12 protein-coding genes are annotated in these 16,644 nt (G+C 55.0%); 6 read left to right on the top strand and 6 right to left on the bottom strand.

Annotated features, from left to right (window positions below; translation table 11 throughout):
• Positions 1-9: 9 nt before the first annotated feature.
• The 4 genes from KTE_RS04380 to KTE_RS04365 form a co-directional block, all read right to left on the bottom strand.
• Complete coding sequence (locus KTE_RS04380; RefSeq protein ID WP_201378921.1) at positions 10-2,058, bottom strand: arginine--tRNA ligase; 2,049 nt, start codon at positions 2,056-2,058, stop codon at positions 10-12.
• 413 nt (positions 2,059-2,471) lie between these two features.
• Positions 2,472-4,415 carry an acetate--CoA ligase gene (gene acs / locus KTE_RS04375; protein ID WP_201378919.1) on the bottom strand — a complete coding sequence of 648 codons (1,944 nt, stop codon included), beginning with the start codon at positions 4,413-4,415 and terminating at the stop codon, positions 2,472-2,474.
• A 279-nt stretch (positions 4,416-4,694) separates the two neighbouring features.
• Entirely contained in the window at positions 4,695-5,879 is a 1,185-nt protein-coding gene (locus KTE_RS04370; RefSeq protein ID WP_201378917.1) for an acetyl-CoA C-acetyltransferase, read from the bottom strand.
• A gap of 152 nt (positions 5,880-6,031) precedes the next feature.
• A complete protein-coding gene (locus tag KTE_RS04365) occupies positions 6,032-7,366 on the bottom strand; it encodes an RNA-guided endonuclease TnpB family protein (RefSeq protein WP_201378914.1) in 1,335 nt (444 codons plus the stop codon).
• Between the two features lie 254 nt (positions 7,367-7,620).
• Here KTE_RS04365 and KTE_RS04360 point away from each other — a divergent pair, with 254 nt between their 5' ends.
• The 6 genes from KTE_RS04360 to KTE_RS04335 all read left to right on the top strand — a co-directional run bounded on the left by KTE_RS04360 (position 7,621) and on the right by KTE_RS04335 (position 14,164).
• Complete coding sequence (locus KTE_RS04360; protein WP_201378912.1) at positions 7,621-8,220, top strand: DUF3267 domain-containing protein; 600 nt, start codon at positions 7,621-7,623, stop codon at positions 8,218-8,220.
• A gap of 116 nt (positions 8,221-8,336) precedes the next feature.
• Complete coding sequence (locus KTE_RS04355; RefSeq protein ID WP_201378911.1) at positions 8,337-8,957, top strand: Chromate resistance protein ChrB; 621 nt, start codon at positions 8,337-8,339, stop codon at positions 8,955-8,957.
• Positions 8,958-9,097: 140 nt separating this feature from the next.
• On the top strand, positions 9,098-9,250 hold the full coding sequence (locus tag KTE_RS04350; RefSeq protein ID WP_201371858.1) for a hypothetical protein: 153 nt from the start codon (positions 9,098-9,100) through the stop codon (positions 9,248-9,250).
• Between the two features lie 204 nt (positions 9,251-9,454).
• Complete coding sequence (locus KTE_RS04345) at positions 9,455-10,339, top strand: hypothetical protein (RefSeq protein ID WP_201378909.1); 885 nt, start codon at positions 9,455-9,457, stop codon at positions 10,337-10,339.
• A 3-nt stretch (positions 10,340-10,342) separates the two neighbouring features.
• Complete coding sequence (locus KTE_RS04340; RefSeq protein WP_201378907.1) at positions 10,343-10,906, top strand: cob(I)yrinic acid a,c-diamide adenosyltransferase; 564 nt, start codon at positions 10,343-10,345, stop codon at positions 10,904-10,906.
• 51 nt (positions 10,907-10,957) lie between these two features.
• Positions 10,958-14,164, top strand: coding sequence for a DEAD/DEAH box helicase (locus KTE_RS04335; protein ID WP_201378899.1), 3,207 nt, complete (start codon positions 10,958-10,960; stop codon positions 14,162-14,164).
• Between the two features lie 110 nt (positions 14,165-14,274).
• Here the strand turns inward: KTE_RS04335 and KTE_RS04330 are convergent, their stop codons facing one another.
• Together KTE_RS04330 and KTE_RS04325 are read right to left on the bottom strand one after the other, a co-directional pair.
• Entirely contained in the window at positions 14,275-15,351 is a 1,077-nt protein-coding gene (locus tag KTE_RS04330; protein ID WP_236600282.1) for a transposase, read from the bottom strand.
• Positions 15,302-16,615, bottom strand: coding sequence for an RNA-guided endonuclease TnpB family protein (locus KTE_RS04325; RefSeq protein ID WP_201378897.1), 1,314 nt, complete (start codon positions 16,613-16,615; stop codon positions 15,302-15,304). Before KTE_RS04325 ends, KTE_RS04330 begins: the two co-directional genes overlap by 50 nt.
• Between the last annotated feature and the right edge of the window lie 29 nt (positions 16,616-16,644).

Genomic DNA, 16,644 nt, shown 5'->3' with positions numbered 1-16,644 from the left:
CAGTGGTGTCTAGATGCGCTCCAGGGGTTCAAAACCTAGAATGCGCAGGACATTATTCATTGTTTGAACCGTGGCTTGAACGAGCAGGGCGCGGAAGGCCTTCATCTGTTCGTTCTCTTCTTTCACGATTGGAGGCGTATGTTCGTAGAAATCGCTGATATGAGCTGCCAGGTCGTAGGCATATGTGGCTAGTGCCGAGGCCGACATCTGCTCAGCTGCCTCCGCCAGGCGGCGTGGGTAGGCATCAATATGCCGCAACAGTTCCCACTCGCTCTGCTCAAGCTGTTCTGGTAGACCATTCAGCCTGGTAGGAATAGTATAGCCAGATGCCTGCAAACGGCGCAAGATGCTGTTTGAGCGTGCGTAGGAGTACTGGAGATAGACGCCGGTATCGCCATTGGGGCGAAGCACCTCGTCTATATCCAGGGCGATGATCTGTTGCAGGTTGAAGCGAATCATAAAGTAGCGAATCGCCGATGCTGCCAGCACAGAGGCCGTCTTCTCATCGATCTCGGGGCGTTCATCCTGGCGGCGAACCTCGCGCATGCGCTGTTCCGCTGTGCTGATCAGGTCATCGGCCTTGATCTCGATGCCTTTGCGTCCCGACATGGCGTAGAAATCGCGGCCATCGGAGGTATCGATGCCCAGGCTGGCGGCGGTCGCGGCCGAAAGCGTGACGACCTCGTAGCCCAGGTGCTTCGAGTTCTCGGCCTGCTCGGTGTAACCTAAGCGGCGCAGGCTTTCGTATACAACCTGCTGTGGGTAGGACTGGCGCACATCGATGACGTTGACCACGCGCTGGGCATGGCCAAAGCGTTTGGGATCACTCTCTTGCTCAGGTTTGAAGGCATCCTTGGGGGTGCGCATGGTCCAGAGCTGGCGTCCATCATGCTGGGTGCCCCAGGGCACGAAGTGAAACTGAACGTTGAACTCGGGATCGTCGGTAATGCCAAACTTCCAGAGCTGGTTGGCGATATCCTTGGCGGTGTAGGTCGCGGTCCCATCGCTACGCACCAGAATCTTATCGCTCATGCGCTCGCCATCGCTCTCCCCATCGCCAAAGGGGAGAATCCAGCAGCCAGCGGCGGGGCCAGTCTCAGGCTTTTCGAGCAGATTATGCTTGCGCAAGAAGTTGAAGGTATGCTGCCAGAGTCCGGCCTGCAAAATCGCCGACTCCCAGGTCAGGAGATCATAGGAGATGTTGAGGCGTCCCATGGTCTTAAGATGGGCTTGCACGATCTGGTGCGAGAGATCAGCGGCCATCGCAGGGTAGTCGGGGCCAGCCTCTGGCTCATCGCCATGTTCAATGGAGTGTAGCACCTGGCGGCGTAACTGAATCGCGGCAATACCCTGCTCCGACTCCTTCTGCTCATAGAGCCTGTTCACGGCCACATAGATGCGTGAGCAATAGTAGTCAAACGACTCGTCGGGAAGCTGCTCATTGCCTTCGGCCAGTTGTAGCTCGCCCTTTTGCAGGAGCAGCATGCCAACTACCACATCCGCGACCTGGACGCCCGAGTCGTCGATATAGTTCTCAGCCTCGACATGGTAGCCCTGTGAGCGGAGCATACGCACGACGGTATCGCCCAGGCAGGAGTTACGCAGGTGGCCGACGTGCGCGGCCTTATTGGTGTTGATCGCGGTATGTTCAACGATGATGCGTTGATTAAGCCCGACCTGGCTCTGACCAAAGTCGGGACCCTCTTCGAGCACACGCTCGATAATGCTGCGGCCCACACCCGCGCGGTTCAAGCGGAAATTCACAAAGCCGGGCTTGGTCGCGTTGACATTATCAAGCTCAGGAACGTGCAGCTCATTGATATAAGTCGCCAGTGCCTCCGCGATTTGCAGAGGGGGGCGACCGAGCTTATTCTTGACCCAGGGCATGACGGGAATAGAGTAGTCGCCAAAGCTGGATTGGGCTGAGAAGCGCAGGTCGATAGTAAGCTGTTCGGCGTCGTAAGCGATTCCCTCACGTTCAATGTATGCCGCCGCCGCGCGCTTAATTAGCGTGGTCAAATAGGCATGAAGATCTTGTTTTTGCTGTACTTCGGGCATATGGCTCTGCCTCACTCACCTGGCGGGCGACATGCGAGCTTCCTGGATAGATGGAAAAGGCTCTGTCGCCGCGCTTTCCTTTCGTGTGTTCACCCTTAACAGGGAGGCGTTTTTACAGAGGAACGTGCCAAACCTCGCGAACCCCCTCCAACCATCCCAGAAAAGAAGATGCGTGTGGGGGCCTAACTAAAAGGAATATCTTCTCTTCTTAGCGTAGTCCTGAATATTATAGACTGAGTTGGTTTCTACTATAACCTAGCTTCGATGTACGGTCAAGATTAGAAGGCGAAATAGCAGGGGTTTTCGAGCCTGGACAGCATGAGAGACGACATAAAAATAAGTTGATAGTGAGGTGCCCTATGCAGCCTTAGGCTACATAGGGCACCTCACTATCAACTTATTTTTATAAATCATTATGCGTCGAGGGTGCTGGTATCGCCGACCGGCTCGCCGAGCTCGCGGGCGCGAATGACGCGGCGCATAATCTTTCCCGAGCGGGTTTTGGGCAGGCTCGGCACAAATTCGAGCTCGTCAGGTACGGCCAGGGGACCAACGTTGGTGCGCACATGGAGCTTCAGTATCTTCTCCATCTCGTCGGAGGCCTCATGGCCATCCTTGAGGATGACAAAGACCTTAACGTGCTCACCCTTGACCTCGTCTGGCTTGCCAATAGCGGCGGCCTCGGCTACCGCGGGATGACTGACCAGGCTGGACTCGATCTCCATAGAGCCCAGGCGGTGTCCGCTGACCTTGATGACGTCATCAACGCGGCCCTGGACGCGGAAGTAACCATCCTGGTCTTTTGTCGCGGCATCGCCAGCGAAGTAGACATCGGGAATGGTATCCCAGTAGGTCTGGTAACGTGCGGGATCGCGATAGATGGTACGCATTTGCGAGGGCCAGGGATGGCGCACGATCAGGAAGCCGCCTTTGTTCTCTCCGACCGCCTTGCCGTTTTTGTCCACGATATCGGCCTCGATGGTGGGGAATGGACGCGAAGCGCTACCGGGCTTGAGCGGCAGGATGACGGTTGGACTGATCAGGATCGCGCCGGTCTCGGTCTGCCACCATGTATCCATGATGGGGAGTTCGTCGCGACCAATATTGCGGCGGTACCACATCCAGGCCTCGGGATTGATGGGTTCACCCACAGAGCCGAGAACGCGCAGACTGGAGAGATCATGCTTCGCGGGCCACTCTTCGCCAAAGCGCATCAGGCCACGGATACCGGTGGGCGAGGAGTAGAAGATGCTGACCTTGAACTTCTCGATGATGCTCCACCAGCGATCGGGGGTGGGATAGGAGGGAGTGCCCTCGAAGAGCACGCTGGTCGCGCCATTCATCAAGGGGCCATACACGATATAGCTATGTCCTGTGACCCAGCCGATGTCGGCCGAGCACCAGTAAACATCCTCGGGCTTCATATCGAAGACAAACTTCGTTGTGGTGTAGGTGCCCACGGCATAGCCGGCCTGGACATGCACAACGCCCTTGGGTTTGCCGGTGCTGCCGCTGGTATAGAGGATATAGAGCAGGTCTTCGCTATCCATGGGTTCGCAAGGTACAACTGTGTCTTCGGGAATCTCTTTAAAGAGCTCATCAAGGTAGAAGTCGCGCCCCTCCTGCATGTTGATCTCGCTGTCCAGGCGACGTACAACAAGCACCTTCTCCACGGTTGGCGTCTCTTCCAGGGCCTCGTCAGTGATCTTCTTGAGCTGGATATGCTTGCCGCCGCGATAGTTGCCGTCCGCCGTAATCACGACCTTGGCTCCCGCGTCATTGATACGCTCACGCAGGGCGTTGGCGGCGAAGCCACCGAAGACGACGGTATGCACCGCGCCCAGGCGCGCGACCGCCAGAAGGGCGGCAACCTGTTCGGGGATAGCAGGCATGTAGATAGCGACGCGGTCGCCTTTCTGGATGCCCAGGTTTTGCAGGGCCTTAGCCATGCGGTTGGTCAGGATATAGAGCTGCTCGTAGGTCAGCGTGCGGTTGGAGCCATCGTCGCCCTCCCAGTAGAAGGCAACCTTGTGGCGCGTCTCGCTCTCCAGGTGGCGATCCAGGCAGTTGTAGACGATATTGAATTTGCCGCCGGTGAACCACTTGAAGAAGGGCTTCTCCGTCCATTCAAAGGTCTTCGTCCATGGCTCGAACCAGTGCAGTTCTTTAGCCATGTCTTCCCAGAACTCGAAACGGTTCTCCAGTGACCACTGATAGAAAGATTCGTAGTCATTGAAGCCTTTGGAGCGCATATAAGCGGTAATATTGGCATTTTCTACGACATCGCTGGGTGGGGGAAATAGGCGATCCTCAGTTAAAATAGTGTCTGTATCCTCGAAGTTGAGGTTATTACCCATTGCGATTCCTCCTGGTTAGTAAGATACTTCGTTGTCTTTCAATAGAAACCCTTGAATGCAACGTGTGGCACATGTGATGAAAGGCGCTGAAGTCCACTGTTCACCGTTGAAAAGCGGTCCTTATCGCATCCCTAGTAGTAGTAGCCCATTATAGCATAATGCCATGTATAAGTGGATTAGCCTGTTCCCTCGTGCCTGCGGCACTCACCCAGAAGATGACATACTATGCAGTGGCAACCTCAGGCTGCCACTGCATAGTATGTCATCTTCTAAAAGTTTTTAGCCAACGTTCTCGAAGACGGCTGCGATGCCTTGCCCGCCACCGATGCAGAGGGAGGCCGCGCCATATTTTAAGTGATTGCGACGTAGCTCATTGAGCAGCGCGAGGGTGATGCGTGCGCCGCTGGCGGCCAGGGGATGGCCGATGGAGATGCCGCCGCCGTTGACGTTGGTCTTGTCGCGGTCCAGGCCCAGTTCTTTCTCCACTGCCAGGTACTGCGAAGCAAAGGCCTCGTTGACCTCGACGCGATCCATCTGGTCGAGGCCGAGATCGGCGCGCTTGAGCGCCTGGCGAATGGCGTTAGCGGGGCCAATGCCCATAATTTCGGGCGGCACGCCGACAACGCCCCAGGAGATGATGCGTGCCAAAGGCTTGAGGTTATGCTTTTTGACGGCGTCCTCGGTGGCCAGGATCACGCAGGCGCCGGCGTCGTTGATGCCGCTAGCATTGCCGGGAGTGACGACGCCGCCCTTGCGGAAGCGTGCTGGGAGCTTAGCCAGGGCTTCAAGCGAGGTATCACGAATGCCCTCATCCTGGGCAAAGGTGATTTCGTTACCCTTGCGATCCTTAAGCGTGACAGGGACGATCTCTTCGGCCAGGTAGCCTGCCTGCTGGGCCTTGCGTGCCGCGACCTGGCTGCGCAGGGCATAGGCATCTACCTCTTCGCGTGAGAGTTGATACTTCTCGGCCAGGTTCTCGGCTGTGATCGCCATGCCGCAGCCAATATAGCTGTCAACCAGGGCCTCCCACAGGCTATCTTCGAGTTGGGGCGCGGCGCCTAGCTTGAAGCCGTTGCGGGCGCCACGGATGACGTGGGGGGCCTGGGTCATATTCTCGCCACCGCCCGCCAGCGCGATCTCTCCCTCGCCCAGGCGCAGCATTTGGGCGGCATTGACGATGGCTTGCAGGCCAGAGCCACAGAGGCGATTTACGGTGAGCGCCGGGGTCTCTATAGGCAGTCCTGCTTTAAGAGCCACATGCCGCGCGAAGTAGATCGCGTCTTTGCTCGTTTGAATGACATTCCCCATCACCACCTGGTCCACCTGCTGGGGATCGACACCACTGCGCTGGAGTGCCTCCCTGGCTGCGATGACACCCAGGTCGATAGCTGACACATCGGAGAGTGAACCCTGGAGGACACCCACAGGGGTTCTCGCGCCCGCGATGACATAAATATCTTGCATGTATCACCTCTCTGTGTTTACAAAGCACCATGCTCATCTTTCCTAATGCAAGATCAGGAGACCTCTTGTGTAAGAGAGGGCGTTCCTCATCCTAGTTGAGCACAGGAACGCTGACTCCATTGCACAACAGGTCTCTGGAACTCGCACTAAGTCTAGCACTTGAAGTCAGATACCCCCGGCTGAAACCTGGGGCTTGTGCCTGGATTCCACCGCAATTCAGCATACCGGCGAAGGCGTGCTGCTTTGGCTTCGCTATCCGACACATCAGGGGCAAATGACAACTGCCCCGTGCTCACCCAATCCTGTCGGATGAGCAACGTCCGCATCGCAAGGTTTCTGGCACCCACCAGATCGGCATGCAAGGTGTACTGACAGTTCTGACAGATAAACAACAAACCTTTGTTGGGTCGATTGCCATCGCAGGTATGCCCACACTTGGGGCAGGCTTTGCTCGTGTAATGAGCATCCACCTTGATGGCCATGCTTTTGTGGAGCAAGGCTTTGTAGGCAATCATGGCATGCAACTCGGCAAACGACCACTTGGAGGACGTGGCATTGGCTTTGCGCTGCTTGCGACTGGCTTTCTTGCCATGTTTGCGCCTGGTCCGCTCACGGATATGGGTCAGATCTTCCAGGCCAATCAGGCTACCAGGATGGGTGTGTACGATGCGTTTGGAAACGACATGATTGGCGTCTTGCTTCAACCGTCTCTCTCGTCCGCTGATTCGCACCAGTCGGCGGGTAGCGGAACGAGTGCCTTTGTGTTGAAGGCGCTTTCTCAGCCGTGCGTAATGATGCGACCTGGCCACCAGGCGTTTGCCCGAATGGAAGGTTGCCTCTCCGGTCGACGTCGAGGTGACGGCCAGATAGCGCATCCCAACATCCACGCCCACCACCTGTTTGTGGGTCTCTGGCGTTGGGTCCGCGCTCTCGTGCTCCAAGGAGACCAGCAAATAGAACTGTTTTTGGGGCTTGTCATACCAGAGTTTGGCTGAGCCAATCTCGGCCTCTTTCTGGATGAGAGCGACATGCTGATTATAGCCAGTATACTCAACCACGACACGCCCCTCAAGCGTCAAGATGCTGACCTGCTGCCCTTTCTTGAAGCTGTAGTCCTTGCCATACTGGTAGGTCAGGGTAGGAGATACAAAGGTGGGAGGCTGGTCCAACCCTTTGTAGCGCTTCCTGGTCTTGCCTGCCTGCCGGGCCTGCGCATTCTGCTTGACCTTTGTCCAGAGAGTCTTGTAGGTGGCTCCCACCTGGCGAGGAACGGAGCAGGCCATTTGGGAGGGCAGATGAAAACGGGTACGGATCTCCTGGTAGGTTCCTTCTTGCAAGCGAACAGCGTTGCTCATCTTGCCGTGTGCGAAGGCGTAGCGACTGACGGCATTGAGCGCGTCGCGATAGGAGAGCTGGGTCGCACGCAAGAGCTGAAACTGTGCTGATGTGGTATGAAGTTTGATTTTGGCTATTATCACCGTTTTCATGACTGAAGTATAGCTGGATATTCAGCCACATGTCAAGGAGAGAGAGCGGATGAAGCATACAAGCATGATCCCTGCCTCCCTCCTCACAAAAGGAAGGTGGCATTCCTCCCCGCTGAAAAGACGGGGGCATCATACCACTGGTTTGGTGAATTCTATGCAAGAATGGGCTTCTCAGGAAGGGTAATAGGACACAAAAATTGTGTATACTTACATATGAAGCGTGCCTAGCATTTAAGTATACAAGGAGGGATACGATGAAGGCTGTGACAAGTCTACCGCAGGGATATACCCCGTGTGGTGAGGTGAATTTCGCGAAAGATAAAAAGCTCGCCTGGATACTCAATGGCGTTGGTTTGCTGCTCTTTATCTTGTTCGCCCTGGCTTTTGCCTATATTGCTTTCTTATTTCATCGGGAGAGCTTGGGCCGGAGTGCATCGGTGACGATTGGCGGCTGGCAGTTGTTGGAGGGCATTCTGGCGATGGCATTTACCGTGTTTGGTTGTATGCTTGTGCATGAGTTAATACATGGAATCTTCTTCTGGGTGTTTACGCGAGCCTGGCCACACTTTGGCTTTAAGTGGATCTATGCCTATGCCTCGGCGCCAGAATGGTACATTCCGCGTACGCCGTTTCTCATTATCGGGCTGGCACCTTTTCTCCTCGTCACGCTCATTGGCGTTGCTGTACTGCCTTTTGCCTCACTGGGTCTCAGCCTATTTCTCTGGCTTCTACTGACACTAAATGCGGCGGGCTCTGTCGGCGACTTCTATGTGATTATACGCTTGCTCTTCGCGCCCTCTCCCCTGCTGGTGCATGATTATGGAGATGGCATGACCTGGTATCGTGGTGTCTAAGCACCTCTAGTGCTCTACGCTTGACTTTATTCACCCATTTCGAGTACCATTGCTATAAGCTATTATGCGTAACATGTGTTACGTGTGCCACTCAATGAATGAGGTGTAGCGAGAAAATGCCCGAGCATGATGCGATGCGCTGGTTACAATTGACGTACAAAGTACCGAGCGAGCCGTCCCAGAAGCGAGTGTGGGTATGGCGACGCCTGCAAAACCTGGGCGCATATGCCTTGCAGAACTCGGTGTATCTCTTGCCGCATTCGGAAGAGGTGGAGAAGCATTTTACGCAGCTTGCCCACGACATTCAAGAATTGGGGGGCGAGGCCAGCCTCTTCTCCGTGGTCGCGCTGGATGAAGCCGACGAGCGACGCATCTTGCAGGCCCTCTTAGATGCACGTAACAGTGAATATTCTGCTGTGGTACAGACCTGTAGTCAGTTTTTCTCACATGTGGCGTCTGCGCTACAGGAGCCACAAGAAGAAACTTCCCCTTCACACGAGACCCTGAGCGATCTCCTGGAGAAGGTTCACTCCCTCTTTCGCTCTGCTCGGAGGCATGATCTACTAGGAAATATGACTGCCACCAGGCGCGCCATGGCCGCCGAAGCCTTGATGCTCTGCGAACAACTCTTCCGCGTCTCCCTTGAGCGCGATCATGTCAAAGCTCGGCGTGTGCTGGAGCGCTATCAGGATACGATCTCTCCCTTGCCAGATCCAACTCTGACAAAATTGCCATAATGTAAGTCATCCCGGCATTGCTTTTCCGCCGTCGTTTGGGTACAATTGCTGTAATGTTACAACCGATTACGAGCCTCAATCGTATCATTTGTACAGAGGTTACTTATCACCCTGAATAGATGTTCACTAAGGGGAAAAAGATGCAAAAACAAATACCATCGCGCAAAGCTGGCGCTAAAGCGGTCGCTCTTGATCGCAGCAAAGAACTCAAACGTTACTATACCTATGTGCTTATTGCGACTCTTCTATGCGCAGCATTCGCCCTTAGTCTCTACGCGATCTTTGGTCTTTAAACCGTCTTAAGACTGGTTGCATACAACGCTGGCACTCTGACTGCAAAGAGGGGGTGCCTTTTTCTATGTCCAAAAGTGGGAAGTGTTGTTGGGTGCGTAGACGCTTCTGTGTGCAAGACATCCACCTATGAGATACAATAGGCTATGCATGTATGCACATCTTCTCTAATTAAGTGGAAATGCCTTTAGTCTGGCGAGGAAGCGATGCGTTCACCCAATTCCAGGCCCGGCAACTCAATCAAGGCACGCCCCTCACGTGAGGCTGTACCTCGACGGTTGATTGTAACTGCTGGGGTGGCGGCCTTTGCGGTCTGTGATTGGTCGCTATGGGTCCTCTTGCGTGATGGCCCGTGGGGACCTCCTATGCGCCTGGTGCTGGGGAATGAACTGGTTTCTGATGCTGTAGAGCGAACCCTGGAGGCAGTGTTACTCTGGCCGCAGGATGCTTCGTTAGTACAATTGAAGGCGGATTGGCAGGAGCAGAAGGTGCAGGTGTGGGGAAGCGATGAGCAGGGGGCTGGTATTACGCTGATACATAGTATTTTGCTGCGTGCCAATCGGGATCAGCTACGCCCAAATCTACACCAGCAGCCAGTTCCAAGCCTGCATGTGAGTTGGGTGCCTGTGGTGGAGATTGAGACGGGAGAGCGCGAGCTAGATCCAGAGGTGCGCCCGGGTTTGCTCAGTGCCCTCTATACATTGCGATCCTATGTGCAACGTGAGCCAGAGGTGATCCTGCGTTACCTGGCTGATATGGATAAAATGAGTATAGGGGTATCGCCAGAGGAGTGGTGGCAACAGGAGGGGCGCAAAGTAACTGGCGGTCGCGAGACACTACAACTCAACGTCATTCGCGAGCCGGAGAGTGGGGATGGAATGTTGACCCTTGCCGAGGCCGCTTTGCTCTATCGCGCCTTCTTCCCACCCGACGAACCTATTGACCTCTCAAACCTGCGGCGTCGCTTCCTGGCCACTAACCGCTTGCTCCCAGGGGATGAAGAGCGTCCCGTGCGTGGACGAGAGATGGATTGGCGGCGGGTAAGCCGGGCGTACCGTTATCTTGCGCAAGAAGTTGAAAGAGAAGGATAAGATATGGCGAAAGTAACCACCGGGACAGGCGATGCTGGGTATACCGGCCTATTGGGGGAGCAACGTGTGCCGAAATATGATCCACGTCCTGATACCTTTGGGACCGTCGATGAGGCAACGTCAGCTCTTGGCCTGGCCCGCGCCGTCGCGCAAGATCCACATGTGAAAGCCATTATTTTTCAGGTGCAGCAGGAACTTTATCTCCTGATGGGAGAACTGGCGACGCCTCCGGAGAACTATGAGATCATGGGGCTGAAGATGACGATTGAGCATGTCCAGCGTCTCGAACTGGTTGAAGAGGCGTTGAAGCGCGAGGTCGAGATCCCCAACAAGTTCATCATTCCAGGGGACACGTTGGATGGGGCCGCGCTGGATCTGGCTCGCACGATTATTCGCCGCGCCGAGCGCATGGCGGTCAAACTCCTGCACGATAATGTTATTCAGAATGGCGAGGTGGTGCGCTATCTCAATCGCCTGTCAGATATGATCTTTATCCTGGCGCGCTATATTGAGGTGAAGTCCTCGCTCGCGCAGAAACCTAAAGAGATGAATGATCCCATCGCATAGCCTCCTGTGAGGTTAATGAGAACATAAGTTGAAGCTGGAGAGGGGCTAGACGTGTCTGTTTTACATGCGACGTGGCAAACGGTCGAAGAAGGGAAACTCTTCCTCTGGGGAGAGCGCTCGCAACTCCGGTCAGAGGTGGAGGCGACAAACTCTGATGCCGCACCTCTCCATCCATTTTGCTCATCGGCACAGGAACTGCGTGCCCAATTTGAGATGATTTTATCGCAACGGGGAAGCCTGGAAGCCTCAGATGATGTGATGACTGTGCGTTTGCCTTCGACGAGCAAATACCCTCTTCCTTCGCCCAGGCTTGTGCTAGAAACACCTATTACAAGTAAAAGCAAGCCGCAGTTACGCGACTGGTTGGTAGAGGCGCTCTCTCTTGATGACACTCATGCCTGTGATATGTTGCTTGCCCTGCCCGAGCAGCCTCCCGCCTCTGGCGAGTATCACAGCTATGGCAGCGATTTACGCTTTTGGATGAAAGCGGCCCAACTGGCCCTGGAACTGGTACAACGCCAGAGCTTTTTGCCCTCTCTAAAGGTTCCCGAACCCGCCAGGGCGTCGAGCCGGGATGGTAGTAAGCAGGCTGTAAAGATGAAAGCCGCAGCTTCCTGGTCGCTGGCGCTCATGCCAGAGGATCAGGAGCGCGTGGCGCGCCTGGCACGCGCTATGCCACCTGCCTGCCGCGCGTTTCGCGTGACTGGTACGATGCAGCCAGTAGAGATTGATCCGCAGGAGCTTTTACTCAATTTCTTACAGCGCAGCGTCGACGCGCTAGTACGAACCTCAATGGAAAAGATGGAGGACCAGGGGCGTCTCCCACGGGGAATGTCTCTCTCGGCCCAGTGGGTACAGGCGCTTGCCTCGTCACATGGAGGGGAACTGGCCGCCTCCGAAGAAGACTTGCAGGCTTTTACGGACGCTGTCGTAACCTGGTTGCGGCCCGTGGTGACTCGCGCCGAGTTTCGCCCCTTTCGTACCTGTTTCCGTCTGGAGCAGCCAGGGGAAGAGGGTACGGGCGACCAGGAGACGCAGGAAGGGGAGTCAGACCAGGCGACAGACTCCTGGAAGCTGAGCTTTCATTTACAGGCCAACGATGATCCCAGCCTCTTAGTCTCTGCCGAGCAGGTCTGGCAGGCGCGCGCTGGCTCCTCTACCTTTCTCAACCGCGCCTTTCAGCATCCTCAAGAAGCTTTGCTGACGGATCTGGGGGTTGCCATTCGCCTCTTCCCGCCTTTGGAGCGAGGGCTGCGTTCCGCTCGCCCCACTGAGGTAGCGTTAAGCACGGAAGAAGCCTACCATTTTCTCAGTGATGCGGCCCCTCTCCTGAAACAGAGCGGCTTCGGGGTGCTGGTGCCATCCTGGTGGGGAAGCCGTGGCGCTCGCCTGGCAGCTAAACTGCATGTGAAGGGCAAAGAGTCAACCGCAAAAGAGAGTAGTGGCTTCCTGACGCTGGATAGCTTGTTGCAATATAACTGGCAGATGTCATTAGGGGGAGAGATACTCAGCGAGCAAGAGTTTCTCGAATTAGTAAGCTTAAAGCAGCCTCTGGTCAAGGTGCGGGGTCAATGGATCGAGCTACGGCCAGAGGAGCTGGAGGCGGCGAGTGAATTCTTCGCGAAGAAGCTTATGCGTAAAGAGGAGCTGAGCCTGCGCGACCTGCTGCGCTTAGAGGCCGGGGCCGAAGAGCAGCAGTCCTTTGGCGTATCGCATGTTGAGGTTGAGGTTGAGGGTTGGTTGGATGACACGCTCAAACGCCTACAGGGGAAGGAGCAGTTGGAGGTGGTGGAGATTCCCACCACATTCCAGGGACAACTGCGTCCCTACCAGGTTCGTGGTGTCTCGTGGATGGCCTTCCTCAAGCGCTTGAGCCTGGGTGCTTGCCTGGCGGACGACATGGGCCTGGGAAAAACCGCTTCGCTAATTGGTCTCTTGCTCTACGAGCGGGCGCATCTGCCCCAGGGCGCGCGGGCCTTGCCGACGCTGGTCATCTGTCCTATGTCTATTGTGGGCAACTGGCAGCGTGAGGTCCAGCGCTTTGCTCCTTCGCTCTCCGTGCATGTCCATCATGGAGCTGAGCGGCTCTCTGGCGAGGAATTTGTGCAGGAAGTGCGCCAACATGATGTCGTGTTAACAACCTACGCCCTGGCGTTACGCGACCAGGAATTACTCAACCAGGTAGCGTGGGAGAATACTGTCCTTGACGAGGCGCAGAATATCAAGAACGACGAGGCGAAGCAGACGCAGGCCATCAAGAAGCTGAAGTCGCGCTATCGGCTGGCCTTGACGGGCACGCCCGTAGAGAATCGCCTCTCTGAACTGCGCTCCATCGTTGAATTTCTCAATCCTGGCTACCTTGGCTCGGCGCAGGACTTTCGCCAGCGCTTTGTTCTGCCGATTGAGCGCTATCACGACACGGAGCGTTCGCAAGTGCTCAAGCAACTTGTACAGCCCTTTATCTTGCGCAGGGTCAAGACCGATAAAAGTATTATCCAGGACCTGCCAGAGAAAATGGAGATGAAGGTGCTCTGTAACCTGACGCAGGAGCAAGCCTCGCTCTACGACGCGGTCGTCAAGGAGATGCTAGAGAAAATCGACGATGCTAAAGGCATTGAGCGCAAGGGCATGATCCTTTCGGCCCTGTTACGTTTGAAGCAGGTCTGCAATCATCCCGCGCATTTTATGGGGGACGAGAGTGCTCTGGGCAAGCGTTCGGGCAAAGTATTGCGCCTGGAAGAGATGCTGGATGAGGTGCTGGCGGAAGGCGATAAGGCCCTGATCTTTACGCAATTCGCCGAGATGGGCCAACTATTGCGCCGGCACTTGCAAGAGCAACTGGGGCGTGAAGTCCTCTTCCTTCATGGCGGTACGCCGAAGAAGGTGCGTGATCAACTGGTAACGCGTTTCCAGGATGAGCGCGACGACGCTCCGCTCTTTCTCTTGTCTTTGAAGGCGGGTGGCGTTGGACTGAACCTGACGGCGGCCAATCACGTCTTCCACTTCGACCGCTGGTGGAATCCCGCGGTGGAGAACCAGGCGACGGACCGCGCGTTTCGTATCGGGCAGCAGCGCAATGTCCAGGTACACAAGTTTGTCTGTGTGGGGACGCTGGAGGAGCGTATCGACGCCATGATTGAGAGCAAGAAGGCGTTGGCGGAGAACATTATTGGCAGTGGTGAGAACTGGCTAACGGAGATGTCGACCTCGCAATTGCGTGAATTGTTTGTGCTGGGCCGCGAGGCCGTAGGAGAGTGAGAACTGCTCCAATTTTCGTATGCAAATGTATGCAAGCACACACCCACACAGAATTTCGTTGTTGCTGCTTCATTCGTAGATGCCTCAATGTGACCGGCACATTTTTGGTCTTACCCCGCGTCCACAGCCCAGTTTACGTCTTCGTCCGAGCCAGTACCGGAGACGGCTTGATCAATGAGCCCGATCAAGTGGAGGGCTTCACGCAGGATATTCAAAGCTGCGTTCTGATCTCTATCCTGCCCGAATTGATAATACGCACATGTGGGGTTCTGGCAGAGGAACACACGGTCCGACAATTGCATGGTTTCCCACTTCCAGTCGCAGCAATGGCAGGTTTTACTCGATGGAAAGAAGCGGTCCACTTTGATCACCTGCCCTCCTCGCTGCTCGACCTTGCTGGTCAAAAGCGATAACAGTTTCCCTAATGCAGCATCAGAAAATGACCGAGCCAGCGTGCGATTTTTCAGCAACCCTTTGAGATGAAGATCCTCAATGCCAATGATCCCGTACGAGTTGGCGAGTTTGGTGGTCAGCTTGTGGAGCACATCATCGCGTAAACAGGTAATCCGATAATGGAGCCGTGCTACCTGTCTGCGTGCTTTCTCCCGATTTTTTGATCCCACCTTCCTGCGATGGAGCCGCTTGTTTGCCCGACGGAGTTTCCCCAGAGCCGTTTTGAGGAAAGCTTGGTTCTCGATTCCCTCTCCCGTACTCAAGGTCGCCAGCCGGTTGAGGCCCACGTCGATCCCTATGGCTGCTGGTTTGTTCTCCGGCAGGGTCTCTGGCATTTCGACCTGGATGGACACAAACCACCAATCGGCTGTTTTGGTGATCCGTGCTCCCGTCACTTTGCCCACAAAGCGCAGGTTCTCTGCCATATTCACCCATCCGAGCTTGGGAACCCAGATGCGGTGATCACCGGGTTCAAACTGATCGTTGGCGAGGTAGAAACTCGGCTTACTGCGCTTCTTGCTTTTGAACTTCGGGCGGCGGGCACGACCTTCAAAAAACGCCGTAAATGCCTTGCCCAGATCGAGAAAGGGCTGATCAGAGGCGTTCTTGGTGACCTCCCACGTCCAAGGGAATTGCTCGCGCCGAATCGCATTGAATTGTTTCTTGAGTGTCAGTACCCTACGGCTAAAGCCGAGGGCTTGGAGTTGTGTCTGAACTCCACCGCAATTCAGCATACCTTTTCAGGCGTGCTGCTTTGGCTTCATCGTCCGACACATCAGGGCGTACTGACAAGAGGCCCGTTCCTATCCAGTCTTGCCGGATAAGAAGCGTTCGCATCGCAATATTCCTCGCGCCAACCAGATCGGCATGGAGCGTGTACTGACAATTCTGACAGACGAAGAGCAGGCCCTTGTGTGGACGATTCTCTTTGCAGGTATGCCCACATTTGGGGCAGGCCTGCGAGGTAAAGTTGGCATCCACCTTGATCGCCATACTTCGATGCAAGAGCGCTTTATAGGCGATCATACTGTGCAACTCAGAAAAAGCCCATTTGGAGAAGGTACGATTGGCTTTTCGCTGTTTGGTACTGGCTCGCTTGCCTTTCCGTCGTTTGGTATGCTCGCGAATGTCTGTCAGATGCTCCAGTCCAATCAAGCTTTGAGGATATTGCTTCACAATCCGTTTACTCACGACATGATTGCAGTTTGCTTTCAACCGTCTCTCTCGTCCACTGATGGCAACGAGCTTTCTCGTTGCAGAACGAGTGCCTTTCTTTTGCAGACGCTTTCTCAGTCGTGCATAGTGATGGGATCTAGCAACAATGGAGGGGTCAGCATGGAAGGTGCAATCGCCTTGCATTGTCGCCGTGACGGCAAGGTATCGCATCCCCACATCCACGCCAACGACTTGCTTGTGTGTTTCGGGGGTAGGATCAGCCATCTCAACTTCCAGGGAGACAAGGAGGTAAAATTGCTTCTTGGCTTTGTCATACCAGAGTTTCGATGCACCGATCTCCACACCACGCTGGATCAATGCCACATGCTTATTGTAGCCAGTATAGGGCACAACGATACGTCCATCGAGCGTGAGAAGGCTCACGTGCTGCTCTTTCTTGAACGTGTAGTCCTTCTTATACTGGTAGGTCAACGTGGAAGAGAGAAACGTAGGAGCCTGATCAAGCCCTTTATACCGTTTCTTGGTGATACCTGCCTTACGATGAGCAGCATTGTTCTTCACCTTTGTCCATAAGCCTTTATAGGTGGCACCAACTTGGCGAGGAACAGAACAGGCCATTTGCGAAGGGAGATGAAAACGGAGGCGGATCTCATCGTAGGTGGCATCTTGCAAACGAATAGCATTACTCAACTTGCCATTCGCAAAGGCGTACTGGCTCACATAGTTGAGAGCATCACGATACGCCAGTTGCGTTGTACGTAATGCCTTGAATTGCTCGGGCGTTGTATTCAATTTGAGTTTCGCTGTTAATACCGTTTTCATACTCTGAATTATATCATAGTTTCATCTAC

This window comes from Ktedonobacter sp. SOSP1-85, assembly GCF_016587415.1.
GTDB lineage: Bacteria > Chloroflexota > Ktedonobacteria > Ktedonobacterales > Ktedonobacteraceae > Ktedonobacter.
The sequence above is the reverse complement of the archived record's forward strand: the minus strand, read 5'-3'. Positions and strand labels throughout refer to the sequence as shown.